Origin of the sequence: Pseudomonas sp. G11-1, from assembly GCF_024031555.1 — a bacterium.
Taxonomy (GTDB): Bacteria; Pseudomonadota; Gammaproteobacteria; order Pseudomonadales; family Pseudomonadaceae; genus Halopseudomonas; species Halopseudomonas bauzanensis.
Window position 1 is genome coordinate 108,613 of record NZ_QEYQ01000001.1, and the last position, 25,394, is coordinate 134,006.

Annotated in this window: 25 protein-coding genes and 2 tRNA genes; 14 read left to right on the plus strand and 13 right to left on the minus strand. The window is 60.5% G+C overall.

Annotation, left to right across the window (positions count from 1 at the left end; genetic code table 11):
- Positions 1-97 precede the first annotated feature (97 nt).
- Both norR and DHB74_RS00510 read left to right on the plus strand, forming a co-directional pair.
- Positions 98-1,639 (plus strand): nitric oxide reductase transcriptional regulator NorR, encoded by a 1,542-nt coding sequence (norR, locus tag DHB74_RS00505; protein WP_499160564.1) that lies wholly within the window; start codon positions 98-100, stop codon positions 1,637-1,639.
- A gap of 151 nt (positions 1,640-1,790) precedes the next feature.
- Positions 1,791-2,207: a PA2817 family protein gene (locus tag DHB74_RS00510; protein WP_036989478.1), complete on the plus strand. Its 417-nt coding sequence runs from the start codon at positions 1,791-1,793 to the stop codon at positions 2,205-2,207.
- A 343-nt stretch (positions 2,208-2,550) separates the two neighbouring features.
- Here the strand turns inward: DHB74_RS00510 and DHB74_RS00515 are convergent, their stop codons facing one another.
- Complete coding sequence (locus tag DHB74_RS00515; RefSeq protein WP_036989477.1) at positions 2,551-3,480, minus strand: ZIP family metal transporter; 930 nt, start codon at positions 3,478-3,480, stop codon at positions 2,551-2,553.
- Between the two features lie 245 nt (positions 3,481-3,725).
- Here DHB74_RS00515 and putP point away from each other — a divergent pair, with 245 nt between their 5' ends.
- On the plus strand, positions 3,726-5,228 hold the full coding sequence (gene putP / locus DHB74_RS00520; protein WP_280164279.1) for a sodium/proline symporter PutP: 1,503 nt from the start codon (positions 3,726-3,728) through the stop codon (positions 5,226-5,228).
- Between the two features lie 140 nt (positions 5,229-5,368).
- Here putP and DHB74_RS00525 read toward each other — a convergent pair.
- Together DHB74_RS00525 and DHB74_RS00530 are read right to left on the minus strand one after the other, a co-directional pair.
- Positions 5,369-5,444 (minus strand) — tRNA-Gly (locus DHB74_RS00525).
- A 16-nt stretch (positions 5,445-5,460) separates the two neighbouring features.
- Positions 5,461-5,536, minus strand: a tRNA-Glu gene (locus tag DHB74_RS00530).
- A 303-nt stretch (positions 5,537-5,839) separates the two neighbouring features.
- On the opposite strand from DHB74_RS00530, the gene DHB74_RS00535 reads away from it, so the two are divergent.
- Complete coding sequence (locus tag DHB74_RS00535) at positions 5,840-6,607, plus strand: hypothetical protein (RefSeq protein ID WP_499160565.1); 768 nt, start codon at positions 5,840-5,842, stop codon at positions 6,605-6,607.
- Between the two features lie 26 nt (positions 6,608-6,633).
- Positions 6,634-7,305, plus strand: a complete 672-nt coding sequence (locus tag DHB74_RS00540; RefSeq protein ID WP_499160566.1) for a glutathione S-transferase family protein — start codon at positions 6,634-6,636, stop codon at positions 7,303-7,305.
- A 149-nt stretch (positions 7,306-7,454) separates the two neighbouring features.
- Here DHB74_RS00540 and DHB74_RS00545 read toward each other — a convergent pair whose 3' ends face one another.
- Together DHB74_RS00545 and msrB are read right to left on the minus strand one after the other, a co-directional pair.
- On the minus strand, positions 7,455-8,342 hold the full coding sequence (locus DHB74_RS00545; protein ID WP_499160567.1) for an ATP-binding protein: 888 nt from the start codon (positions 8,340-8,342) through the stop codon (positions 7,455-7,457).
- 536 nt (positions 8,343-8,878) lie between these two features.
- Positions 8,879-9,271 (minus strand): peptide-methionine (R)-S-oxide reductase MsrB, encoded by a 393-nt coding sequence (gene msrB, locus DHB74_RS00550; RefSeq protein ID WP_499160568.1) that lies wholly within the window; start codon positions 9,269-9,271, stop codon positions 8,879-8,881.
- Positions 9,272-9,388: 117 nt separating this feature from the next.
- Here msrB and DHB74_RS00555 point away from each other — a divergent pair, with 117 nt between their 5' ends.
- The 3 genes from DHB74_RS00555 to DHB74_RS00565 all read left to right on the plus strand — a co-directional run bounded on the left by DHB74_RS00555 (position 9,389) and on the right by DHB74_RS00565 (position 12,327).
- The gene (locus DHB74_RS00555; RefSeq protein WP_036993444.1) at positions 9,389-10,600 is read left to right on the plus strand and encodes a pyridoxal phosphate-dependent aminotransferase; all 1,212 of its coding nucleotides are present in this window, start codon (positions 9,389-9,391) and stop codon (positions 10,598-10,600) included.
- Between the two features lie 310 nt (positions 10,601-10,910).
- The gene (gene htpX / locus DHB74_RS00560) at positions 10,911-11,804 is read left to right on the plus strand and encodes a protease HtpX (protein ID WP_036993446.1); all 894 of its coding nucleotides are present in this window, start codon (positions 10,911-10,913) and stop codon (positions 11,802-11,804) included.
- 337 nt (positions 11,805-12,141) lie between these two features.
- Entirely contained in the window at positions 12,142-12,327 is a 186-nt protein-coding gene (locus tag DHB74_RS00565; RefSeq protein ID WP_036993447.1) for a PA1571 family protein, read from the plus strand.
- 502 nt (positions 12,328-12,829) lie between these two features.
- Here DHB74_RS00565 and pdxB read toward each other — a convergent pair.
- The gene (gene pdxB, locus DHB74_RS00570) at positions 12,830-13,987 is read right to left on the minus strand and encodes a 4-phosphoerythronate dehydrogenase PdxB (RefSeq protein ID WP_499160569.1); all 1,158 of its coding nucleotides are present in this window, start codon (positions 13,985-13,987) and stop codon (positions 12,830-12,832) included.
- 68 nt (positions 13,988-14,055) lie between these two features.
- Positions 14,056-14,592 carry an elongation factor P hydroxylase gene (locus tag DHB74_RS00575; RefSeq protein WP_499160570.1) on the minus strand — a complete coding sequence of 179 codons (537 nt, stop codon included), beginning with the start codon at positions 14,590-14,592 and terminating at the stop codon, positions 14,056-14,058.
- Positions 14,593-14,672: 80 nt separating this feature from the next.
- Here DHB74_RS00575 and DHB74_RS00580 point away from each other — a divergent pair, with 80 nt between their 5' ends.
- Positions 14,673-16,076: an MATE family efflux transporter gene (locus DHB74_RS00580; RefSeq protein WP_499160571.1), complete on the plus strand. Its 1,404-nt coding sequence runs from the start codon at positions 14,673-14,675 to the stop codon at positions 16,074-16,076.
- 96 nt (positions 16,077-16,172) lie between these two features.
- On the opposite strand, the gene tusA is transcribed toward DHB74_RS00580, so the two are convergent.
- Positions 16,173-16,406 carry a sulfurtransferase TusA gene (gene tusA / locus DHB74_RS00585; protein ID WP_036993451.1) on the minus strand — a complete coding sequence of 78 codons (234 nt, stop codon included), beginning with the start codon at positions 16,404-16,406 and terminating at the stop codon, positions 16,173-16,175.
- 113 nt (positions 16,407-16,519) lie between these two features.
- On the opposite strand from tusA, the gene DHB74_RS00590 reads away from it, so the two are divergent.
- Entirely contained in the window at positions 16,520-16,804 is a 285-nt protein-coding gene (locus DHB74_RS00590; RefSeq protein WP_074778285.1) for an antibiotic biosynthesis monooxygenase family protein, read from the plus strand.
- Between the two features lie 49 nt (positions 16,805-16,853).
- Here the strand turns inward: DHB74_RS00590 and rlmM are convergent, their stop codons facing one another.
- Positions 16,854-17,933, minus strand: coding sequence for a 23S rRNA (cytidine(2498)-2'-O)-methyltransferase RlmM (gene rlmM / locus DHB74_RS00595; RefSeq protein ID WP_074778283.1), 1,080 nt, complete (start codon positions 17,931-17,933; stop codon positions 16,854-16,856).
- Between the two features lie 394 nt (positions 17,934-18,327).
- Here rlmM and DHB74_RS00600 point away from each other — a divergent pair, with 394 nt between their 5' ends.
- From DHB74_RS00600 to DHB74_RS00610, 3 genes are all read left to right on the plus strand, one after another.
- On the plus strand, positions 18,328-19,251 hold the full coding sequence (locus DHB74_RS00600; protein WP_499160572.1) for a LysR family transcriptional regulator: 924 nt from the start codon (positions 18,328-18,330) through the stop codon (positions 19,249-19,251).
- 270 nt (positions 19,252-19,521) lie between these two features.
- Positions 19,522-20,385 (plus strand): poly(ethylene terephthalate) hydrolase family protein, encoded by an 864-nt coding sequence (locus tag DHB74_RS00605; protein ID WP_036993457.1) that lies wholly within the window; start codon positions 19,522-19,524, stop codon positions 20,383-20,385.
- 223 nt (positions 20,386-20,608) lie between these two features.
- On the plus strand, positions 20,609-21,232 hold the full coding sequence (locus DHB74_RS00610; RefSeq protein WP_136869724.1) for a QsdR family transcriptional regulator: 624 nt from the start codon (positions 20,609-20,611) through the stop codon (positions 21,230-21,232).
- Between the two features lie 9 nt (positions 21,233-21,241).
- On the opposite strand, the gene DHB74_RS00615 is transcribed toward DHB74_RS00610, so the two are convergent.
- The 4 genes from DHB74_RS00615 to DHB74_RS00630 all read right to left on the minus strand — a co-directional run bounded on the left by DHB74_RS00615 (position 21,242) and on the right by DHB74_RS00630 (position 24,320).
- On the minus strand, positions 21,242-22,837 hold the full coding sequence (locus tag DHB74_RS00615; protein WP_280164286.1) for an ATP-binding protein: 1,596 nt from the start codon (positions 22,835-22,837) through the stop codon (positions 21,242-21,244).
- Positions 22,834-23,550, minus strand: a complete 717-nt coding sequence (locus DHB74_RS00620) for a response regulator (protein WP_499160573.1) — start codon at positions 23,548-23,550, stop codon at positions 22,834-22,836. Before DHB74_RS00620 ends, DHB74_RS00615 begins: the two co-directional genes overlap by 4 nt.
- A gap of 100 nt (positions 23,551-23,650) precedes the next feature.
- Positions 23,651-23,830 (minus strand): CsbD family protein, encoded by a 180-nt coding sequence (locus tag DHB74_RS00625; RefSeq protein ID WP_036993462.1) that lies wholly within the window; start codon positions 23,828-23,830, stop codon positions 23,651-23,653.
- A 61-nt stretch (positions 23,831-23,891) separates the two neighbouring features.
- Positions 23,892-24,320 carry a universal stress protein gene (locus tag DHB74_RS00630; protein ID WP_499160574.1) on the minus strand — a complete coding sequence of 143 codons (429 nt, stop codon included), beginning with the start codon at positions 24,318-24,320 and terminating at the stop codon, positions 23,892-23,894.
- A gap of 275 nt (positions 24,321-24,595) precedes the next feature.
- Between DHB74_RS00630 and DHB74_RS00635 the strand changes: the two genes are divergently transcribed.
- The gene (locus DHB74_RS00635; RefSeq protein WP_036993465.1) at positions 24,596-25,321 is read left to right on the plus strand and encodes a TorF family putative porin; all 726 of its coding nucleotides are present in this window, start codon (positions 24,596-24,598) and stop codon (positions 25,319-25,321) included.
- Positions 25,322-25,394 lie beyond the last annotated feature (73 nt).

Sequence of the window (25,394 nt, forward strand, 5' to 3'; positions counted from 1 at the left end):
CCAGAGGCACGTTTGGCGCCAGGGTTGGACTTCAGCGCGGTATGTGTATAAATAACAACACTACTTTCGCTGTATTAAGCACAACCGAGTTGTATATATGACAGCACACCAGACCTCCCCATTGCTGAGCGTGATCAGCGATCTGGCCCGTGATATGGCGCCCAGCCAACGCTTCCAGCAGTTGCTGGCGACCATCCGCCAGGTGTTACCCTGCGATGCCGCTGCGTTGTTGCAGTTGCGCGGCACCGAGCTGATCCCGCTGGCGGTCGATGGTCTGAGCACCGATACCCTTGGCCGGCATTTCGTGACCGATGATCACCCGCGCCTGGCCAGGATCCTGCTCAGCCATGAGCCCGTGCGTTTTGCCGCCGACTCGCCGTTGCCCGATCCCTATGACGGACTGCTGCATGCGGTGGAGGGTGACCTGCATGTGCATGATTGTCTGGGTATCGCGCTGTATCTGCAGGGTGTGCCCTGGGGCGTGCTGACGCTGGATGCGCTGAATGCCAACGCCTTTGATCAGATCGATCCGGCGGAGCTGCGCTATCTGGCGCGCCTGAGCGAGGCGGTAATTCGGGTGGCCGAGCTGACCAATCAACTGCAGAGCCGCACCGAGCATCACCAGGCCATGACCCAGGCGCTGGTCGCCGATGGGCAGCAGCAGCTGATCGGCAGCAGCCGGACCATGCAGCAGTTGCAGCAGGAAATCGAGATGGTCGCCCACTCGGACCTGGCGGTGCTGATCACCGGCGAAACCGGCGTTGGCAAGGAGCTGGTGGCCCGGCAGGTGCATGGTCTGTCCAACCGCGCCCGGGCCCCACTGATCTATCTCAACTGCGCCGCGCTGCCGGAAAACCTGGTGGAGAGCGAGCTGTTCGGCCACACCCGCGGGGCGTTTTCCGGGGCGGTGCAGAGCCGGGTCGGCAAGTTCGAACTGGCCCATGGCGGCACCCTGTTTCTGGACGAGGTGGGCGAGTTGCCGCTGACGGTGCAACCCAAGCTGCTGCGCGCCTTGCAAAGCGGCGAAGTGCAGCGGGTGGGCAGCGACAGCCATCACCAGGTGGATGTGCGCATCATTGCCGCCAGCAACCGGGACCTGCACCGCGAAGTGGCCGAGGGGCGCTTTCGGGCAGATCTCTATCATCGCCTGGGGGTGTATCCCATTGCCGTGCCGAGTCTGCGGGAACGGAACAAGGATGTGCTATTGCTGGCGGGGCACTTTCTCGAACAGAACCGCCGCCGCATCGGCTTGCGCGGCCTGCGCCTGGATGCCAGCGCCCGCGAGGCGTTGCTGGCTTACAGCTGGCCCGGGAATGTGCGTGAGCTGGAACACCTGATCAGCCGCGCCGTGCTCAAGGCCCAGGCCGGCCAGGATGGTAATCGGCGACTGCTGACCATCCGCGCCGAGTTGCTGGCACTCGGCGGCCCGCAGTCGGACATACCCCAACAGACGCTTGCCGCCACGGTAAATACGACTCTGCCGCTCGCCCAGAGCCTGCGCGGCGCCACTGAGCACTTTCAGGTGCAGCTCATCCGCCAGGTGCTGGAAAAACACCAGAACAACCAAAGCCGCGCCGCCCGGGAGCTGGGTGTGGATCGGGGCAACTTCTCCAGGTTGGTGAGGCGGCTGGGGATCTGATCCCCAGTATGCGCACGGGTTTCGGGGCGTAGCGTCCTGCTCCGCAATGAGGCGCTACGCCAGCCAGCCGCGCAGTGCACTCACACCTCCACCGGTTCTCCCACCCACCCCCATCTGCTAGACTCTCGCCCCTCATCACCCGGAGTCCGTCATGAATACCAATCTGCCCTATCACCGCTACCACCTCGCCCTGCTGATGAGCCTGTTCGACACGCTGCGGGCGCAGTCCGTGCTGATGGCTCAGGTGCCTGAGGAAAGCAACGTGCTGTTCCTGGAGCGCTTCGAGGAGATGGTGACGCAGCTGCAGGCAGGTGATCAGGACGCGCTGTACGCTGGCCAGGAGATCATCTGCCAGATCATCACCCGCTACCCCCAGGTCGCCCACATGATCCCGCGGGATCTGCTGTGGTACTTCGGTGGCGACTGCCTGCACTACATGCCTGATGAGGAGATCGCCCAGTATCAACTGCTGGATGAGCACCAGGCACAGGCCGAGGCCCGTGGGGAAGAGTTTGATTGGGAGCAGGCGCGGCTGTTGCTGATGAGCGAGCATCTGCGTAATTCCTGAATCCGCGGAGCGCTGCCTGAAATAATGCTCATCGAGCTGGTGCTCGACGTTCCCAGGAAAGACAAAACCGGCGCCCACTCCCTGGGACGGTCGAGCACCAGCTCGACCAGCGCACCAACCCAAAACTCCAAATACCCTCAAGCTGGTGCTCGACGCTCCAGGAGAGACGAGCTCGACGCAGCCTCCTGGGACGGTCGAGCACCAGCTCGACCAGCGCACCAGCCCGAAACTCCAAATCCCCATCAAGCTGCTGCTCAACGCTCCAGAAGAGACGAGCCCGACGCAGCCCCCTGGGACGGTCGAGCACCAGCTCGACCAGCGCACCAGCCCGCCCCCCGCCCTCTCACCCCAGCGCCGTATCCAGAAACATCATCACCCCAAAGCCCACCATCAACCCGATAGTAGCCGATGTCTGGTGGCCGTTGCGGTGGGTTTCGGGGATGACTTCGTGGGAGACGACGAAGATCATTGCACCGGCGGCCAGACCCATGCTGACGGGATAGGCGACGGCGAAGGCACTGGACATGCCGATGCCGATCAACGCCCCCAGCGGCTCCATCAGACCAGTCGCCGCGGCAACCAGGGCCGAGCGCATGGCTGACAGGCCCGTCGTGCGCAGCGCCAGCGCGACGGCCAGGCCTTCGGGGATATCCTGGATGGCGATGGCCGATGCGATGGACAGGCCTACCGGCATATCCCCTGCGGCAAAGCCGACACCAATCGCCATACCCTCGGGGATGTTATGCAGGGTGATCGCCAGGACGAACAGCCAGACGCGGCTGATGCGATCGAATGCAGGGCCATGGTGGCCGCTTATTTCATGGTGGTGCGGGGTGAAGTAATCGAGTCCCAGCATCAGCACCACACCCAGCCCCAGCCCGATCGCCACGGTCGCGGCGGCAGCCATGCTGTTGCCGAGAATATCCTCCGCTGCAGCGATCCCCGGCAGGATCAGCGAGAACGCGGCGGCGGCGAGCATCATGCCCGCGGCAAAGCCGAGCATGCTGTCCTGTCGCCGTACGGAAATGGCCTTCATGGAAAGACCCAGGAAGGCGCCCAGCGACGTCGCCAAGAAACCTGCCGTACCACCCAGCAATGCGTGACGCAGATTGATGGTGTTGCCGCCACTCACCGCGCTGACGACGCTCGCAATAATCAGCGCGAGAATGACCAGTACCGCCCCGGCAAGGCCGAAGGAGATATAGGGGCTGCGTTGGGCCTGGTCAATCCAGGCGCTGCGCAGCTCTGCTGCCAATGAGACGGTTTTTTCCATGATCGCTGCTTACCGATGGTCTTGGTTGTCCGAAGTCTATCAGGTGACAATCCCGCGCACCGTTGATTCAGTGCAAGCGGATCATTGAGGAAATATATCGGGATAGGGAGGTTTCCGGGCAGCCTCCGCCACACTCAACTATATTGTGCTCTAACGATTTTGACCGTTGCGCTGATCCTTCCACTGCGGGGGTTAGGAAACGGTACCGAGGTAATGGACAGCACCCCAGAGCAGAGGGCATTTGCATGACAGACCAGACCTTTCAGTTAATCGCCATCAGCCTGTATTTCCTGGGGATGCTGGGTATCGGTTACTACGCCTATTTCCAGACCTCCAGCCTGGATGACTACATGTTGGCCGGCCGCAGACTCCCACCGAGCGTCGCGGCCCTTTCTGCCGGCGCATCGGATATGTCCGGCTGGCTGTTGATGGGGCTGCCGGGCGCCATTTATACCACCGGCCTGGTGGAAGCCTGGATCGCCATCGGCCTGACCATCGGCGCCTACCTGAACTGGCGCTTCGTGGCACCGCGACTGCGCTCCTATACGGAGGTGTCCAGCAACTCCATCACTCTGCCGAGCTTCCTGGAGAGCCGCTTCAAGGACGGCACCCGCCTGCTGCGAATCACTTCGGGCCTCATCATCCTGGTGTTCTTCACCTTCTATGTATCCTCCGGTATGGTCGCTGGCGGGGTGTTCTTCGAGGCATCCTTCGACGCGCACTACCTGTTCGGCATGCTCCTGGTGGCCGGCATCACCTTGACCTATACCCTGTTCGGCGGCTTTCTGGGCGCCTCCCTGACCGACGTTGCACAGGGGTTGCTGATGCTGGCCGCGCTGATTGTCGTTCCTCTGATCACTGTTTTCAGCATGGGCGGCGTGAGCGAGACCATTGCCGCGATCAATGCCGCAGATGCAGCCCACAACCTGGCCAACCCGGATGACGAACTACATCGCACCTCCTTGCTGTTCGGCGGCAGCCTGCTGGCGATCATCTCGGCCGCGTCCTGGGGGCTTGGCTACTTCGGCCAGCCGCACGTCATCGTGCGCTTCATGGCCCTGCGTTCATCGGCTGACGCCAAGGCCGGTCGCCGCATCGGTATTGGCTGGATGATCCTGGTCGCCACCGGCGCGGTATTTACCGGCCTGATCGGCGTCGGCTATTTTCACGCCAGCGGACAGACACTGGATAACCCGGAAACCGTCTTCCTGCTGCTGTCACAGATTCTGTTCCACCCGCTCATCGCCGGTCTGGTACTGGCTGCCGTGCTGGCCGCGATCATGTCCACCGTCTCTTCGCAGCTGCTCGTCTGCTCTTCAGCGCTGGTCGAGGATCTGTACAAGATTTTCGGCAAGGAACTGTCGGTCTCGCAGCAGGTATTGCTGGGCCGTCTGGGCGTACTGGTCGTAGCGGTGATCGCCGCCCTGCTGGCCATTGACCCACGCTCCAACATTCTCGGGCTGGTCGCCTTTGCCTGGGCGGGATTCGGTGCGGCATTCGGCCCGATCATCCTGCTGTCGCTGTTCTGGCGCAAGCTCACCGCGATGGGCGCGCTGGCCGGAATGGTTGCCGGTGCCGTGGTGGTGGGTATCTGGGGCAATATTGCCAGCTTGCAGGCGCTGATGTATGAGATCGTACCGGGCTTCCTGGCCTGCGCTGTGGTAGCCGTCGTCACGTCTCTGCTGACCAGGCGCCGGGAGAACGAACAGATCCAGTCAGAGTTCAGCAAGATGGAATCGTACCAGTGACCGGGCGCGCGCCAATGGCATCATCGCGTTGGCCGGACAGGACGGGGGAGCTTAAACCCGAATCGCAGACATGAAAAAAGGGCCTTTCGGCCCTTTTTTCACCAATCTGCAGACTCCGATAGATGCCTGCAGATCTATATTGGAGCGGGAAACGAGACTCGAACTCGCGACCCCGACCTTGGCAAGGTCGTGCTCTACCAACTGAGCTATTCCCGCAAATCTGACGCCGTAATGGCGTCCCCTAGGGGACTCGAACCCCTGTTACCGCCGTGAAAGGGCGGTGTCCTAGGCCACTAGACGAAGGGGACGTATCCGGACTTCACAGTGCCGAGGTATCAACCTTGGCTACTTGCTGCGTCTTCCGCGTTGCGTTGTTCGCTGCAAGTGGCGCGCATTTTAGGCATGGCCCCAGGGTCCGTCAACCCCCCAAGCCAATCTTTTTTCAGGTTTTTTCAGGTTTTTGATTCTCCCCGCGAAAACCGTGGCCTACAGCTGTGATGAGAGTCTGGTCACAATAATCATCCAGCGCAAGCCCACCTGTCGCTCCAGCTGATTGTATTGAAATGATGGATATGGCATAACGACAGCTCGTGCCCATGGAGAGCTTTCCCTTGTCCCCTATGCTCATCGCTGCCCTCGTCATTGGCGGCTTGGCGATACTTATCTGTATCGGCTTCATCAATCAGGCGGTGGAGCGAGCGCGCCTGGAGCGCGCCCGCAAGCAATCCGAGCTGCAGGCACGCTGGAAGCACTGCGCAGCGCTCGCCGCAGAGGTACCGGGCCAGTTCATGACCGCGGAGCTCAAAACGCTGCTGTTGCATATTGAAGCGTCGCTGCTGGAACGATTGATCCGGCTGGATAATAAACACACCGCCCATGCTGAGCAGTTGAAGGAAATACGCCAGCAGCTCGACAAGGGCGAGCCGCGTATCAACAATGCGCCAGTGGTGATCGCCGATGAGGTGGTCGCGCAACGGACCAAGCAACTGCTGAGTGACCTGCTCCGCTTGCTGGACCAGTCGCGGCAGGACGGTGTGCTGGACAATCCGGGCTTCCAACGCTGGAGCCAGGTGTTGAACCAATATCTGCTGCAAACCACCCTGACGATGTACCAGGCGGTCGCCAATAGCGCCCTGCAGTCCGGCAAGCCCCGGGTCGCCAAGTTGCAATATGAACGGGCAATCGACTTCCTGAACAAGCACCAGCAGGCCGATAAGGGCCAGCTGGCGGTGTTTCGGCAATTGCTGCTCAATGCTGAACAGGCTGCCTTGCAACAAGAGCGGGGCGCTGACCCCAGTACAAATGAGTTAAGCGCCGGTATACAGGCCCTGGAAGAAGACGATCAGGCCTGGAAGAAAAAAGCTCTGTACGATGACTGAGTTAACCCCTGACGGAATGTACCCCCATGTCCCTGATCCTCTACGGGGCGATTCTTTCGCCCTTCGTTCGCAAGATCCGCATTCAGCTCGCTGAGCAGAACATTGAGCATGAACTGGTCAACCAGACGCCCTTCATGCAGCCCGACTGGTATTACGAGATAAGCCCGCTGGGACGCATTCCGGCGATCAAGGACGGCGATTTGAGTCTGGCCGACTCCAGTGTGATTGCCCAGTACCTGCAGGAAACCCGCGATGGTATCCGCCTGTATGGCAGAACCCCGGCGGAAGCGGCGCGGGTGCGCTGGCTGGAAAAGTACGCAGACTATGAGCTCGCCGGCCCGGCGACCTTCAAGACATTCTTCAACCGCGTGGTTCATCGGCTGATGGGCAAAGCCTGCGATGAAGAAGCGGTGCAGCAAGCTGTGAAGCAGGATCTGCCACCGCTGCTCGATTACCTGGAAACGCAGCTGGGCAACCAGCATTACTTCCTCGGCGACCAGTTCAGCATGGCGGACATTGCCGTGTGCAGCCAACTCATAAACCTGGCCCATGCCGGCGAGCTGATCGACGAAGAAACCTGGCCCGCCCTGTCCTCCCTGCTGAGCCGGGTCACCTCCCGCACCAGTGTGAGCAGCCTGTTGCCGGGGGAGCACCGGATCGTGGGCATGGTGAATGGCGCGAGCGTCTCCGCGACGTAAAGGGCCCTTCCGGATGTAGCGCGCGGTTCGGGGTGTAGCGCTCTGGTCCGCAATCAGGCGCTACGCCTGCGGCCTCGCCGCTACCTCAAACCCCGTCGTCGAGCCCGAGCGTGGACCGGGGTTCGACAACCGACAACCACGCTCCGGCACTACTTCTTCAGCAGTTCCCGCCCTACCCACGACCGCGCAAATTGCCACGCACACCGACCGTTGCGGTTACCCCGTGCCTGGGCCCAGCGGATGGCTTCTTTCTGCAGCTGTTCGCCCCACTCCCACTCCAACCCGTGCTCCGCCGCCATCGCCGTCAGCCAGTGCCGTACCACTTCGAGATAATGCTCCTGGCTGAACGGATAGAACGACACCCATACCCCGAAGCGGTCCGATAGTGCGATCTTCTCCTCAATCGCCTCGCCAGGGTGCAGTTCGCCATCGACCATGCTGGCACCAAGGTTGTCGCTGCGCTGTTCGGGCAGCAGATGCCGGCGGTTGGAAGTGGCGTAGAGCAGCAGGTTGTCCGGCGTCGCCTCAACGGAGCCGTCCAGCACGGTTTTCAAGGTCTTGTAGGCACTGTCATCCGCCTCGAAAGCCAGGTCATCGCAGAACAGCAGGAAGCGCCAAGGCTGGTCGGCGATCTGGGCCACGAGCGCTGGCAGGTGAACCAGGTCGCCCTTGTCGATCTCGATCAGCCGCAGCCCCTGATCCGCCCAGGCTGCCAGCAGCGCTCGCACCAGTGAGGACTTGCCCGTACCGCGAGCGCCCCACAGCAAGGCGTTATTGGCAGGCAGACCTTTGACGAATTGTTCGGTGTTAGCCTCAAGCAAGGCTTTCTGCCGATCAACGCCCACCAGATCACCCAACCCATGCCCCGCGGTAACCTCCAACGGCTTGAGCCACCCCCCGTCGCCCTGCCCCACCCACCGCGCCGCTGGCGTCTGGCTCCAGTCGATGACCGGCGGCACAGGAGGCAGGCTCTGCTCATAGCGATCAAGAAAGGCGACGACCCGCTGCATGAAGTCGGCGGTGGAGATATCGGACATGGTGGTTTCCTGGCAGGTGAATGGGTGCGGCAATGTGTTTGCTATGGAAGAGGAAAATCGTTGGTGGGTCAACTGGTTGAGCAATCGTTATGGAAGGTCGAGCCAGATGATCAGCTTCGTTGGGCTGATGATGACTCCTTCATCGAGCTGGTGCTCGACGTTCCCAGGAAAAGCAAGCCGGTGCCCCTGGGAGGGTCGAGCACCAGCTCGACCAACAGAGGTGCAGGCAGACATCCCGGCCAAACCAAGCATCACATACGGAAGCCGGCTAGTCCGCTCATCGAGCTGGTGCTCGACGTTCCCAAGAGAAGCAAGCCGGTGTTCCCTGGGAGGGTCGAGCACCAGCTCGACCAATGGCGGCGCAGGCAGACATCCCAGCCTGACCAAACATCGCCTATGAAAGCCGGCTAGTCCGCTCATCGAGCTGGTGCTCGACGTTCCCAGGAAAAACAAGCCGGTGCTCCCTGGGAGGGTCGAGCACCAGCTCGACCAATGGCGGTGCGGGTAAACACCGCCGACCAAATCAGAGCACCACTCTATCTCGGCTCCAGTCGCAAACACACCGAGTTGATGCAATACCGCAGCCCGGTCGGGGGTGGGCCGTCGGGGAAGACGTGGCCGAGGTGGGCGTCGCAGCGGGCACAGAGCACTTCGGTGCGGTGCATACCATGACTGTAGTCCTCGGAGGTGGTGATGGCATCGTCGTTCACCGGCGCGTAGTAGCTGGGCCAGCCACAGCCGGCATCGAACTGGGTGTCGGTATCGAACAGCGGCGCATCGCAGCACACGCAGTGGTACTGCCCAAGCTCGCCCTTGAGGTGATACTCGCCGGAAAATGGCCGTTCGGTACCCTTGAGTCGGCATACCTGATACTGGGCGTCGTCCAGTTGGTCGCGCCAGGCGTCATCCGACTTGATTACTTTGTCCATATTTCCTCCGCAAGATTGTGTGTTCGGGCTTTCTTCGCCGGAACCGCAGTCGTATGATGCTCGCTTTGCTTTTGCGATCAAAGCCCCTCACCACCCGATGATTTACAGGTAAGTATCATGCAGGTTAGCAAGTCCAACAAATTGGCCAATGTCTGCTACGACATTCGCGGGCCCGTCCTGCGCCATGCCAAACGCCTCGAAGAGGAAGGTCACCGGATTCTCAAGCTGAACATCGGCAACCCGGCGCCCTTCGGTTTCGAAGCGCCCGAGGAAATCCTCCAGGACGTGATTCTCAACCTGCCCACGGCACAGGGCTACAGCGACTCGAAGGGGCTGTTCTCGGCACGTAAGGCGGTGATGCATTACTGCCAGACGAAGAACATCCAAGGTGTCGGCATCGAGGATATCTACCTGGGCAACGGGGTGTCCGAGCTGATCGTGATGGCCATGCAGGCGCTGTTGAACAATGGCGATGAGGTGCTGATTCCAGCGCCGGATTATCCGCTGTGGACCGCCGCTGTCAGCCTGTCGGGCGGCAAGCCGGTGCATTATCTGTGCGATGAGCAATCGGAGTGGTACCCGGATATCGAAGATATCCGCAGCAAGATCACCCCCAACACCAAGGCGATGGTGCTGATCAACCCGAACAACCCTACCGGCTCGGTATACCCGCGCGAAGTGCTGGAGCAACTGGCCGAGGTGGCCCGCGAACACAAGTTGCTGGTTCTTGCGGACGAGATCTACGACAAGATCCTGTACGACGGTGCCGAGCACGATTCCTTCGCCGCTATCGCTCCGGATCTGCTGTGCCTGACGTTCAATGGTCTGTCCAAGTCCTACCGGGTGGCGGGTTTCCGTTCCGGCTGGATGATCATCAGCGGGCCGAAGCAGAAGGCTGCAAGCTATATCGAAGGCCTGGAGATTCTGTCGTCCATGCGTCTGTGTGCCAACGTCCCATCGCAGCACGCCATTCAGACGGCGCTGGGTGGCTATCAGAGCATCAATGACCTGATCCTGCCTGGTGGCCGCCTGCTGGAGCAGCGTGATACCGCCTGGGAACTGCTCAATGATATCCCCGGGGTGAGCTGCACCAAGCCCAAGGGCGCGCTCTACCTGTTCCCGAAGCTGGATCCGAAGGTATATCCGATCCACAACGACGAGAAGATGGTGCTGGATCTACTGCTGCAGGAGAAGATCCTCGTTGTTCAGGGCACCGCCTTCAACTGGCCCTGGCCGGATCACTTCCGCATCGTCTCCCTGCCCCGCAAGGATGATCTGGAAATGGCGATTGGCCGGATCGCCAACTTCCTGCACGGGTATCGGCAGTAACGGGAGCCAGGTAGTGGAAGCCGCTTTTCCATAGGAGCGGCTCTTGGCCGCGAAGCTTTTCTGCCAGGTCCATTCGCGGGCAAGCCCGCTCCTACAGGACAGTGCCGGCTTGCTCGCCATGAAGCGCTGCCCAAGAGCTCGGACTCGTTTCTTGTGGTAGCGGCCTTGATGCGAAGCTTTTCTATCAGCCGACCCACTCGCTCACGCTCAACGCCCTACCCCGACACGCTTTGATACAGACTGCCGATTGAATCCCAACCGGCCAACCCCAAATATACGCCTAGCTATTAGCCTTAGGAGTTTCACTTAAATGATGCGTATTGTGCTTTTCCTGGCAACCAACCTTGCCATTCTGATGGTTGCCAGCGTCACCTTGAGCTTGCTGGGTGTCGGTAGCGTGCATGACGGTCAGGGCGGGATGAACCTGACATCGCTGTTGATTTTCTGTGCGGTATTCGGTTTTGCCGGTTCCTTTATCTCCCTGTTCCTGTCCAAATGGATGGCCAAGCGCGGTACCGGCACCCGGGTCATCACCCAACCGCAGACCCGCCAGGAACAGTGGCTGGTGGATACCGTTGCCGAGCTGGCGCGCGACGCCAATATCGGCATGCCGGAGGTGGGTATCTTCCCGTCGCGGGCGTCCAACGCCTTTGCCACCGGTTGGAACAAGAACGCTTCGCTGGTCGCGGTATCCGAGGGAATGCTACAGCGCTTCAGCCCCAACGAGATTCGTGCGGTCATGGCGCACGAGATCGGTCACGTGGCCAACGGCGACATGGTGACCCTGACCCTGATCCAGGGCGTGGTAAACACCTTCGTGATGTTCTTTGCGCGCATCATCGGCAACTTCGTTGACCGGGCGGTGTTCCGCAACGAGGGTTCAGGTCCGGGGATCGGTTATTTCATCTCGACCATCGTGGCTGAGCTGGTGCTGGGTATTCTGGCCAGCATCATCGTGATGTGGTTCTCGCGCCAGCGTGAATTCCGTGCGGATGCAGCCGCAGCGCAGCTGACCGGCAGTGGCAACATGATCGCCGCTCTGGAGCGCCTGCGCGCTGAACAGGGTATTCCGGTGGAGATGCCCGGCGAAATGACCGCCTTCGGCATCAACGGCAACCTCAAGAATGGCCTCGCCGGCCTGCTGATGACCCACCCGCCGCTGGAACAGCGTATCGCCGCGCTGCGCGCCGGGAATTATCGCTAACCGCAGATAAGTATCGGGCTCGCTTGTCGAGTGTAGCGCCCGGGCCCGCAATCGGGCGCTACACCGAAGGCTTACAGTCTCCCGAACCCTTGTCGTCGAGCCCCGAAACCAGCGCTCGACACACCTGTGCAAGGGGTTGTTTTTCGGGGTGTAGCGCACTTGCGCTACACCGGCGGGCTCCCAACTCCCCCCTTTCGCAAGCTTCTCACCCCACTTTTGCTCCTTCCCCCAGGAAATATTCTGTCATCCCGTGGTCACAACCTTGGTCTATCCTTCGTTATGTCAGGCATCGCAGAGTTGCCGGCATTACCCGATTAGAACTGGTTTGGAGAAGATCATGAGTCTACAGGTACAGCAGAAACAGCGTTCTCTCACCGAATTTCTGCCCCGCCCGTCTCTGCAGGCACGGGGCTTTCTGGTGGATGAACATGGCCGGGAGATTGCCATTACCGAACGCATGATCCAGCAGGCCTGTGAAGAGCTTGACCAGCAGTGGGTTGCGCCGCGCGCGGCCAATCGCTAACACCTGGGACGGTCGAGCACCAGCTCGACCAGCAGCGACGCAGGCAATACATCCCCCACCAAAACAAACATCGCGCCATGGAAGGTTGATTGCGGTGTTCCGTGGTCAACCTTCCATGACTGTCTGTTGACTCCGCTCATCGAGCTGGTGCTCGACGTTCCCAGGAGAAGCAAGCCGGTGTTCCCTGGGAGGGTCGAGCACCAGCTCGACCAACAGAGGTGCAGGCAGACATCCCGGCCAAACCAAACATCACACTATGAAAGCCGGCTAGTCCGCTCATCGAGCTGGTGCCCGACGTTCCCAGGAGAAGCAATCCGGTGTTCCCTGGGAGGGTCGAGCACCAGCTCGACCAATGGCAGTGCAGGCAGACATCCCGGCCAAACCAAACATCGCACTATGGAAGCCGGCTAGTCCGCTCATCGAGCGGGTGCTCGACGTTCCCAGGAATCCAGCAGCCCATCCACCGACATGATTCCGGGAAGAGGCCAATCCGGCAGACTCTTCAGCTCTCATCATCCGACACAAACCCCGCGGCCAGCAGGCGCCGGGCTACTTGAGGTTCGGACGTGGCGGTGCTGATCCGCAGCAGGTTGCATTCCCGGCGCAAGGGGTAGTCCTTGCGCAATCGATCGAACCCTTCCCGACTGGCCTGTTCTGATTCGGCAGCCGCGACCATGGCGCGCAGGCGGGCGTCATCGTCCCGTACGTCGTATACCTGCCGCAGGGCTTTGCTCAGCAGCCAGTCAGCCGGGCTGCCCGGCTCCATGATCCAGGCTCCCGCGCCGGTACGCGGCGCCAGTTGCTCCAGCGCCAGCGTCGCAGGGATATCAAGAAAGCGGCACAACGCCTGGTAGATCTGCGCAGTGCCGCGCAGCTTGCCATCGAGGCTGTAGCCGGCGATGTGCGGCGTCGCCAGGGCGCAGCGGGCAGCCAGTTGCGGGTCGACCAGGGGTTCGGTTTCCCACACATCCAGCGCGACCAATAGATCCGGGCGCTGCTCCAGTACTGTGTTCAGGGCGATATTGTCGATCACCGGCCCGCGGCTACTGTTGATCAACCAGGCGCCAGGGCGCAGGGCCGCCAAACGTTGCTCGTTGAGCAGGTGATGGGTAGCGTGGGGGCCATCGCTGGTCAGGGGAACGTGACAGCTGATGACATCGCAGCGGCTGATCAACTCATCCAGCGTAATCATGCCGTCGGCGCCCTGCTCGGCCCGCGGCGGATCGCAGAGCAGGGTCTTGATGCCGAGCGCCTGCAGCGTGCAGGCCAGACGCGAGCCCACCTCACCCACGCCGACAATCCCAACCGTCTTGTCTTGCCAGGCACTGGCGCTGCGCTCGGATAATGTCAGCAGACAGCTCAGCACATACTCGACGACGCCCCGCGCATTGCAGCCGGGGGCGCTGGCAACCTCGACACCGGCTGCAGCCAGGCCCGGCAGGTCGAGATGGTCGGTGCCGATGGTGCAGGTGCCGACAAAGCGCACCGGGGTGCCAACCAGCATGGCGGCGCTGACCTTGGTCACCGAGCGCACCAGCAATACATCGGCGTCCTTCACCGAGGTGTGATCGATCAGGCGCCCCGGCAAGCGGGTCAGGCGGCCGAAGCCAGCGAGAAATTCATCGAGCAGGGGAATATTTTCGTCAGCGACTATGTGCATGATGCGGGTCCGTGATGAGCAATGACTTCATTGTCGGAGTGGTTACGGGCCCTGTCCAGCGGGGCCGCTTACAGGCAGTCGAGATTGAAATCGCTGAGTTGCAGCGTCGCCTGGGGGCGGTAATGCATCAGCAGCGCATCGATGAACCGTGCCGGGCGCTCAGGAATACCATCGTTCAGGTAAGAATGGACGTGCTCGACCACGCGCCTCTTGAAGGGGGTCGGATCGGTTGCGTCGCCGCTGAGGTTGTCCAGACTGACCCGGAACCCATGCCCGGCCGCCGCACAGAACAACCACTCCAGTGCCTGGGGCTTGACTTCAACCTGCTCGAAGGCGCTCTGCTGATCCGCGCTGCGGCCATCGGGAGCGTACCAATAGCCGAAGTCCACCTGCTGACGACGAGCCGCACCCGCGACGCACCAGTGGGCGATCTCGTGCAAGGCGCTGCGGTAATAATCCCGGGTGAAGATGATCCGGTGCATGGGCTCGTCGGCATCGGCCGGCAGGTACACCGGTTCGGACGCGCCACCGACCAGCCGAGTATTGAAATCAACGGCGAAACAGTCTGCGAACAGGCGGATCAGATCCTGACAATCGTAATTCATTGAATGATGGACAATATTCGGCAAATTGATAGGATGGTCTGCTTTTTTCTCCGATGCCGCTGCATCAGGCTGATGATCAGATGACCCAAAACCTCCCTTCCCGCGGGCGCCGCAGTGTAACAGAATTGCGTGCGCTGATCTGGCTCGCGCTGCCTATCATCGCGGCGCAGATGTCGCACACCCTGCTGGGCTTCGTCGATACGGCCATGGCCGGCCGGGTGAGCGCGGTCGACCTGGCGGCCGTCGCCCTGGGGAATTCCTTCTGGGTGCCGACGCTGCTGTTTCTGACCGGTGTGCTGATGATCATCACCTCGAAGGTGGCTGCCAGCAATGGGGCCGGCCGCCCCGAGGAAACCGGCCCGCTGGTGCGTCAGGCGGTCTGGCTTGGGCTGTGTCTCGGGGTGCTTTGCGCTGTGGCGCTGTTTTCGGTTGAGTCGTTGCTGTACTGGGCCGGTGTACAGGAAGAGTTGATTCCCAAATCAGTAGATTACATCAGGGCAGTGGCTCTGGGCTTTCCCGCGATAGGCATGTACCAGGCGCTACGCGGCTTGAGCGACGGCCTGTCACGCACCAAGCCGACCATGGTGATCGGCTTTCTCGGGCTGGCGCTCAACGTGCCAGCCAATTATGTGCTGGTTTACGGCAAGCTGGGCTTTCCCGCCATGGGCGGCGTCGGTTGTGGCGTCGCCACCACGTTGGTGATGTGGTTCATGCTCGGCTGCATGTTGATCTATCTGAAGCGGTCGAAAATCTATGACGCCTGCCGGCTGTTCGAGCGCTTCGAGTGGCCACGCTGGACGGTTCAGCGACATCTGCTGGGGCTGGGTCTGCCAATCGGCATATCGCTGTTTTCCGAAACCAGCATGTTTGCCCTGATCGCCCTGCTGATCGGCAGCCTGGGCGCGGTAGTTGTGGCCAGTCACCAGGTGGCGCTCAATCTCAGCTCGATCGTGTTCATGGTGCCCTTCAGCCTGGGGTTGGCCATCACCGTACGGGTGGGCCACAGCCTGGGCATGGATGGCGCCCGGGCGGGTCTGTTCGCGGCCAAGGTGGGGATCGCCGTGGCGCTGCTGTTTGCCTTCCTGGCAGCGTCAAGCTTCTACCTGCTGGATGACCTGCTGCCTCGCCTGTATACCAACGACCCCGAGGTGCTGGCGCTGTCTACCGCTCTGCTGTTCTATGCGGCGCTGTATCAGTTTTCCGATTCGGTGCAGGTCGCCTGCGCCGGGGCGCTGCGCGGTTATCAGGACACCCGTATTCCCATGTTGTTGACGCTGGTCGCCTACTGGCTGATCGGCCTGCCCAGCGGTTATATCCTTGGCCTGACCGATCTCTACGGCCCGGCACGGGGGCCGGCAGGATTCTGGCAGGGGTTGATCATCGGGCTGAGTGCAGCGGCGCTATTTCTATCGCTGCGGCTGGCGGTTATTGGCGGGCGACGCAAGCGGCGGTTTCCGCAGGATCGGAGTCATTTGGTGGAGTGAGGCAGGAGGTTGCGCAACCTCCACCTTCTCCAGAGCCATTCATTGCACGAACCTTTTTTGCAGGAGCGGGCAAGCCGCTCCTACACGTGAACCTGGTTACGCGCCCTTGCGGATCAGATACCAGAACTCCCCGCCCCGCTCTCCCTGCTCCATCAGCTCATGCCCCAGAAAACTGCAGAATCGCGGAATATCCCGTTGTGTCGAGGGGTCGGTGGCGAGGACTTCCAGGCATTCACCGGCAGCTATATCACGCACCGCATTGTGCAGCAGCATGACCGGCTCCGGGCACATGAGCCCGCGGGTGTCGAGTTGGGTAGGTTCGGTTGACATGGCAATACACAGCTCTGAAACGTAATGCTGGATTATCCGCAAAACACCGGCCACTTGCCAGTCGCGACGTCCCGGTCAACACTGACGGTATCCATCATCAAGAAGGAGTGACCATGATCAAGGTGTTGATCGAACGCATCATTGCCGAAGGGCTCGAAGAGCCTTACGAAGCTGCGGCCCGCGGCATTCTGCAGCAGGCCATTCAGTCGCCGGGATACCTGTTCGGGGAATCATTCACCGACCTGCAACATCCCAATCACCGCTTCGTGATAGTGACCTGGCAAAATATCCGTTCGTGGGAACGCTGGGAGCAATCACCGGAGCGCCGGGAATGCCTGACGGCCTTCGCCCCGATATTGGTGGAGGAGGAAAAGATCACTTTGCTGGAGCCGCTATAGTTTGCGGCGGGAGAGTTTTTCGGGGTGTTACACCCCGAAAACCAGTAGCTTACTGCTCCACCTTGTAGCTCGCCGCATGCAGTATCCGCACGTGGCAGGTCACTTCTTCCCGGTCGGTATACAGCTGCTTGCAGGCGATATGGGCGCGGATGTTGGCTTCGTCCAGCGCATCCTGCACGTGCTCCAGGCATTGCATGACTTCCCGGTAGCGTTGCTTCATCGGCAGCTTGAAGTTGACGATAGCTTCACGGCACCAGCCACGGGTCAGCCAGCGGGAGAGCATGGCGCTGCTGCGGGCGGGTTTGTCGACGATGTCGCAGACCAGCCATTGCACCGGCTTTTTCGGCTTGAACATGTAACCGTCGGCTTCCACATGTTCGACCTGGCCGCTGTCCATCAGGCTTTTTGCCATGGGGCCGTTATCCACGGCGGTGACCTTCATGTGGCGATTGACCAGTTGCCAGGTCCAGCCGCCAGGTGCGGCGCCCAGGTCGACGGCGGTCATGCCTGGCGCCAGGCGCTTATCCCATTCATCCCGAGGGATGAAGTGGTGCCAGGCTTCTTCAAGCTTCAGCGTCGAGCGACTGGGTGCGTCGCGCGGCACCTTGAGCCGTGGGATGCCCATCGGCCAGGGTGCGGCATTGCCGGCCCAGGACCAGCCGACGAAGAGCCGCTCGCCGCTTTCAAAGAATACATGCAGTCGCGGCGCATCGGTTTTTGCCGGGCGCACGAAACGGGTCTTGGTCAGCGCTGTTTCCAGGGGGCGACCGAGCTTTTTGGTCAATGCGGCAAGCGCCTTGCCGTCGTTGGTGTCGGCGGTTTCCAGCCACATGCTGGATGCGATGGGGCCTTTGGCGCAGGCGCTGATGATCGGCGAGATGCGGTCGTCAGCCGGAACGTCGAGCCAGGTGCCTACCGCCCATTGGCGAACGAAGATCAGCTGGCGGAAATCGAGCTTGCGCATCAACCGGCCGGCATCACCGTCTTCGGGGCAGACAAAACGCACCACGGCAGCGCCGTCGCGGGTGATGGGATAGCCAGCGATGCCCTTCTGCGCCGATAGCTCCTGCATTTCGGCGGCGACTTCGCTTTCAAAACCCGGACGACAGTGCAACAACAATTCCTGCATGACAAACCCCAAAGGTGAGAACGGGCGCTACTGTAACGCCGCCGGGGGGTGTGGTGCCAGCGGCAATACAGGTCAATGGTCAGCTACGAGCCGGTACCAGAGGGAGCGAGCAGGCCCGCGAAAAGCCTGTCAGCAGACAGGAGGCGCCGGCTGATGGAAAAGCTTCGCAGCCTTGTGCAGCAGGCGCAGCATCTCTGCCACCTGCGGCACCCGTGGAGAGTGGATGTCGCCAATGATCAACGGCGGCTTCACGCAGAAGGTTGTGAGCCAGCGCCATTTCCATATCCAAGCCTGTCTCGTTGAATGGCACCTATGGTCACTACTAACAAATAATGAATCAAACTCATCATGTTAATGCTAAACTTCGATTTCACTCATGATGAAGGATGGACTCATGCTCGAACTGCGTCATTTGCGTACGCTGCTGACACTCCGCGAAGCCGGAAGTCTGGTCGAAGCTTCGGAACGGCTACACCTGACGCAGTCGGCGCTGTCCCATCAACTGAAGGATCTGGAGCAGCGCCTGGGTACCAGCCTGTTCGTGCGCAAGACCAAGCCAATCCGCTTCACCACTGCCGGCCTGCGCCTGCTGCGTCTGGGCGACAATGTATTGCCTCAGGTACGGCAGGCGGAACGGGACCTGCAGCGGCTGTCCGGCGGCCAGGCGGGCCGGTTGCACATGGCGATCGAGTGCCACAGCTGCTTCCAATGGCTGATGCCGACCATTGATCAGTTCCGCAATGCCTGGCCGGAGGTGGAAGTGGATTTCGCCTCCGGATTCTTCTTCGCGCCGCTGCCAGCACTGGCCCGCGGGGAGCTGGACCTGGTGGTGACGTCCGATCCGCAGGATATCCCGGGGCTCAGTTATGTGCCGCTGTTCACCTATGAGGCGATGTTGGCCATCGGCAATCAACACCGGCTGACCGAGCGCAATCACATAGAACCCCAGGACCTGGCTGGCGAGACGCTGATCTGCTACCCGGTGGAACGTAACCGGCTGGATATCTTCACCCAGTTTCTGGAACCTGCCGGCGTCGAACCGGCGGATGTGCGCAATGCAGAACTGACAATCATGATGATGCAGTTAGTGGCCTCGGGCCGTGGCGTGTGCTGCCTGCCGAGCTGGGCGATTACGGAATATCTGCAACGCGGCTACGTCAGCGCTCGCCCATTAGGGCCCGATGGATTGTTCGGTACGCTGTATGCGGCGGTACGCGAAGACATGCTGGATATGTCGTACCTGCAGGATTTCCTGCTGACAGCGAAGGACATTTCCTTTGCGACGCTGGAGGGGGTGACAGCCAAGACGGTGGGGTAAGCCGCCCGGCTCTAACTCCGCTGTCGTCGCGCTGATGTGCGACAACCCGAGACCTCACTCAATGCCACAATCGTATTCAAGACCGTCTCGCCATGGCGTTTTGATATCCTTGTGAGACTTGACTGCCAAAACGAGAACAACGTCAACTTGTATCACTTTTCACCCGTATAGGCGAGTGTCGCCCTCATGAACGGAGTCTAGGGTTTGTCTCGGACTGATAGCAATATCTGTCCAGCTATCCCTATAAGAAACCAACAAGAGACTCCCATCATGAAAGCACCTGCATTCAAGTTAACCGGTCTGGCTATGGGCATGTTGCTCTCTGCCGGCGCCATGGCGATCAACCCTGGCAATCCCGACCCAGATCCAGGTACGGGCTCCGGCTTCCCCGGCGTGTCCGACTTCGCGGCCAGCGGTCCTTTTTCGGTTACCAACAGCAACGTCAATACCACCTGCGCCGTCTACCGCCCGCGTACGCTGGGCGAGAATGGTCTGCAGCATCCAATTATCCTGTGGGGTAACGGTACCGGCAGCTCGCCCAGTACCTACGGCTCGCTGCTGCAACATTGGGCCAGTCATGGCTTTGTAGTCGCGGCGGCACGTACTTCCAATGCCGGCTCCGGCGAACAGATGATCGCCTGCCTGAATTATCTGGTGGAACAGAATGGCCGCAGCACCGGCACCTTCGCCGGCAAGCTGAATGTCAATCGCGTCGCCACTGCCGGCCATTCCCAGGGGGGTGGCGGCAGCATCATGGCAGGCCAGGATAGCCGCGTGACAGTGACCGCCCCCTTCCAGCCATACACCATCGGCCTGGGCCATCGCAGCTCTTCCCAGAGCAATCAGAACGGCCCGATGTTCCTGATGACCGGTGGTGGCGATACCATCGCTTCGCCGACACTCAACGCGCGGCCGGTATTCAACCGGGCCAACGTGCCGGTGTTCTGGGGTGAGCGACGCTCGGCGAGCCATTTCGAGCCGGTTGGCAATGGCGGCGATTATCGCGGCCCGTCCACCGCCTGGATGCGTTACCACCTGATGGATGACGAGAGCGCCGAAGGTACTTTCTATGGCAGCAACTGCGGGCTGTGCCGCGATGCTCGCTGGGATGTGCAGCGCAAGGGCATCAACTGATCTGACTTGAGCGGTGCATCAGGCCAGTCGCTTGCGGGCGACTGGCCTTTTTTATGTCCGCTGGCCACAAACCGTTCCGCTGCTTCGCTAGTCGCCTATTTGTCTCGCAGGTTAATTTTGGCTGTGACTGTCCAGTCCTCGATGTTTTTACCATGGACGGGACACTTTTTTCCTTGGTATCATCCAGCCATTATTATCGCAAGTACAATATCAAGGCATATTTATGAGCACCCCCGCTACACCTCTGTCCCTGGCTTTGTCCCAACGCAAGTCCGATGAACGTGCTACGCCATTGACAGCCTTTCGCATGGCGCGCCGCTGGTGGCTCGAAGGCCGCCGGCTGAACCTGTCGCTGCTGGCCGAGGAACTGGGCGTTGGCCGCGCCACCCTCATGCGCTGGGTCGGCAACAAGGACCTGCTGATGGGCGAAATCCTGTGGTCGCTGTACAAGGGCATCTATGATCAGGCGATTGAGAAAGCCAAAGTCGATCATCCGCAAAAAGGCATCGATTATCTGGGTCAGATCTACAACGACGTCAATATTGCACTGATCAATGCCAAGCCGATGCATGATTTCCTGGCTGCCGAGCCGCAATGGGGCTTGCAGCTATTGACGTCCAACCTTTCCGGTCTGCAGAAGCGGCTGATCGATGAATGGCAGGCGCTGTTCGAAGAGGAAATCAAAGCCGGCCGGATCAATCCGGAAATGGATGCGGACAGCCTGGCCTACTACATCATTCGCATTGGTGAAGGCGCCATCTACTGTGACCTGATCTGCGGTCGCACGCCTGATCCGGTACGCGCCGCCCAGGCGTTCCGCCTATTGGCCAACGGCCATACCCGGTAGGGCCTGCCGCTAGCGGCGCCGTAACGGCCATTCGATGACGAAGCAGGCTCCACCAAGGGTCTGCGACGCTTCAGCTCGTGCCCTGCCGCCATGCCAGAACATGACGCGGCGCACAATCGACAAGCCGAGCCCATAGCCCCCCGATGAACGTGTGCGACTCAGGTCCATGCGCATGAACGGTGTGAAGACTTTCTCCCGGTAGGCCTCGGGAATACCCGGGCCGTCGTCCTCGATGGATATCCGACACATGCCATGCTGCACCTGGGTAGTGAGCCTGACCTTGCGGACTGCATGACGCATGGCGTTGCCGGTGAGATTGGTAATCGCCCGCTGAATGTAGCGCGGCTCGGCATCCACATGCCGGCCCAGCCCCCAGGTGTTGTCTACATGCTCCAGCTCGATGCTGGCATCCAATGGCGCCAGCTCGGCGATGACATGCTCGACCATCCGTGGAATATTGGTGCCTTTCATGGTGATGGCCGGCGCGCCTTGCTCCAGCCGCGCATAGGTAAGGATCTCATCCACCAGCCGGTCCAGTTCGTTGAGGTCCCCATCCATCCCTTCGCTGAAGCGCTTGCGGTCTACAGCGGTTTCAGCGGCGTCGAGCATTTCCAGACCAAAGCGCAGACGGGCCACGGGCGTGCGCAGCTCGTGGGATACCGCCCCGATGGTTTCTCGCTGAATGCGCATCAACCGCTGCACATGGCCGGCCATTTCATTGAAGGCACGGGCCAATCGCCCCACCGAATCCTGGCTGTGAATATCGACCCGCGCGTCGAGATTGCCGCCACTGATCCGCACCGCGGTGGACTCCAGCGTCATCAGCCGCTGTTCCAGCTGGCGTACCAGCAGATAGATCAGCAGGCCGATCAGGGTCAGTGCCAGTAACCCCATGATGATCAGCAGCTCTGGTGGATAGGGGCGCATCTGGTACAGCGGCCCCAGGTGCAGGATCCACTGAGTGTCGGGAATTTTCAGATAGAGCATCACCGAATCGCCGTCCGGCCCGAGGGTCATCACGGTATCGCTTTCATCCAGGCGGCGGATCTGGTCCGGATCCAGATCCGACTCGTGTCGACGGGTAAGCTGCAACGGGTAACCGAAGCCCTTCTCCCTGCGCAGCTCCTGCAGCCGGGCCGGCATGTCTGCCTCCGGCCGGCGTACCAGTTCGTCGGCGATGAGAAAAAGCGTTGCCCTGCCCAACTGCTCGGAAATGCGCTGGATATCCGCCATCAACACGGCTTCATCGGCCATATCCACCAGCGCCAGCACCCGTATCTCATCCGGCTCGGCGGGCTCCACCAGGACCCGGCCACGAATCAGTTTCGTCCGACTGGATGAGTCCAGCCGCAAAGATTCGATGTTCTCGATATGCAATGGCACACCCATTAGCCGTTCCCACAGACTCAGTACGCGCTGGCGCTCGGACGTGTCCATCGGCTGGAGATTGTCCGCCATCATCCGAAAGGTGCCGCTGGCGATACGCTCACGGTAGTCTCCGGCCCGCACCCCGTTGATCAGCTGAATGCTCAGCAGACTGACCAGCGATACCGTGATCAACACCAACAGCATCCCCCCGTAGATGCGCAGGAAGATTGAGTTCACGGCAGATCCGGCTCAGGGGCAACGAACAGATAGCCCTTGCTGCGTACGGTCTTGATCAGTCGCGGCATATCAGGATCGTCACCGATTTTGGGCCGGATGCGCGAGATGCGTACGTCGATGGAGCGGTCCTGGCCGTCATACTCTATACCGCGCAGGGCGACGAAGGTCTCTTCACGACTGAGAGTGCGCCCGGCGTTGCTGGCCAACAACCAAAGCAGATCGAATTCGGCGCCGGTCAGATCGATCAACTCATTGTTCAGCCAGGCTTCACGACGAATGTTGTCGATCACCAGGGCACCGAAGGCGAGCCGCGTCGAGGGGGCCGCCGGGGCGCCGGCTTCGGTCCGCCGCAGCAGCACACGGATACGCGCGAGCAGCACCTGGGGCCGCACGGGTTTGCTGACGAAGTCATCCGCGCCCTGCTCCAGACCCTGGATATGATCCTGATCATCGTTGCGCGCGGTCAGCATCAGAATCGGGCGGGCGAAACCGCCCTCTCGCAGGCGACGGCAGATCGACAGACCATCTTCGCCCGGCAACATCAGATCCAGTACCACCAATGCCGGGGGGTTGGCCAGAATACGCTCGACCGCCTCTGCGCCATCTTCGATCAACTCGACCTGCAAGCCCTGCGACTGCAGAAATTCGCCGATCAGCGCTGCCAGCTTGATGTCGTCTTCGACAATGACAATACGTTCTTTCTCTGCGTGCATTCCCACTACCCTTGGGTTACATCCGGAAGGAGACGCAGATTGTATCATCGGCAATAGAAAAGGCCGGCGAAATGCCGACCTTTGTCTGAGGGGGAGTGGATCAGGTCTTGTCGATCTGGTCCTTCAATGCGCTCTTGGCGCGCCCTTTCACCTGCTGGGCTTCACCCTTGCGCTCCTGCATGCGACCTTCGGCGCGTGTGCTCGGCTTGCCACTGGCCTGCTTGCCCTTGCCCACGACTTCGTTCACTTTGCCTTTCATCTTGTCTTTTGCTGCGGTCATTATTTGAACCTCTGTCAGCTGAGTACATAATATCCGACTGGGCGAAGCGACAAGGGTTCAGTTATTTCACCAGCAGGACCGGCACGTTCACATCATGCACCACCCGCGTGGCGACCGACCCCATGACCAGATTGCCCAGGCTGCCCATGCCGCGGGTGCCCATGACCACCGTGTCGCAGTTATGCCGCTTTACCGCCGCGACAACTTCGGAAACCACATCACCTATCGTCTCGTGAGTTTCATAACGCACGGAGGCGGCCTGCAGCATCTGCACCGCTTCGGCATTGATTGAGGCCGCATGTTTCAGCGCTCCCTGACGGAGGTCTTCCAACATCGACGCAGGGACGTAATTGCCGTACAGATTGGCTTCCCGCTGGACGTTCAGCACATGCACCAGGATATCCGGATAGGCCTTGGCGGCCTCGACCAGATAATTCACGGCGCGCTTGGCGGAATCGGATCCGTCGAATGGAACCAGTACGTTCTGCATAATCTACTCCTTTCTCGTGTTCTGCTCTGCCTTGAGCATAGTTCGTAAACCCTTGTCGCGCATTTGATCTGCGTCAAGGATGGGCAAAAAGGCCGCTTGGCTTATCAAGCGCACCGGCGCGGTGCGGGCGTACTCATCCCGACCCACAATCTGGATTATGTTTTCCTGATAACCTATTGAATAAAAACGTAAAAATAGATATGGCGAGAAAATTGCTATGTAGAAAGTGCCAACCGATCCCTTTTGCGGATCATCGACACGGAGTAATACATTAAATGAAAAAGCTCACCATCTGCATAGCCACCATCAGCACGCTGGGTCTCTCCAACCTGAGCCATGGCGAATCCTTCGATACTGCCGTCGGCCAGATCGATACCAGCATGAATGTCATGCTGGCGACCGACTATATCTGGCGCGGCCAGTCACAGACCGCCGGCAAGGGCGCGATTCAGGGTGGATTGGATATCAGTCATGAAAGTGGCCTGTTTATCGGCACCTGGGCATCGAATGTGGATGACGAGGCGTTTGGCGGGGCCAGCGTCGAATGGGATTACTACGCCGGCTTTGCCGGCGAGCTGACCGAGGCGCTGAGCTATGACCTGACCTGGATCGCCTATGAATATCCCGGCGGCGATGATGTGGACACATCGTATGAGATCATCAGCACCCTGGGGTTTCACGACCTGACGCTGGGCGCCAAGTATGCCTACCACCCGAGCTCGGCCATCTACGGTTTCGTCGGGTATGAATTCGCCCTGCCGTGGGAGACCACACTTGGGCTGCATTATGGCTATACCGATAGCAAGGACAGTCTGAGCGAGGTGGAGAGCGGTGAGAGCTACCAGGATTGGGCGGTGTCGGTGGGCAAGACGGTGATTGGTCTGGACCTGGCGTTGATGTATTCGGACACCAGCCTGAAAGATGGGACCTGCGAGGAGTGGTATGGCAAGGCGACTTACTGCGATGCCAATGTCACCTTCTCGGCGTCGCGGTCGTTCTGACAGGCCCGCGCTCCGGGCACTTCATAAAGCAGCGAAGGCCGGGCTGGTGCCCGGCCTCCAGCAAAGAGGTAAC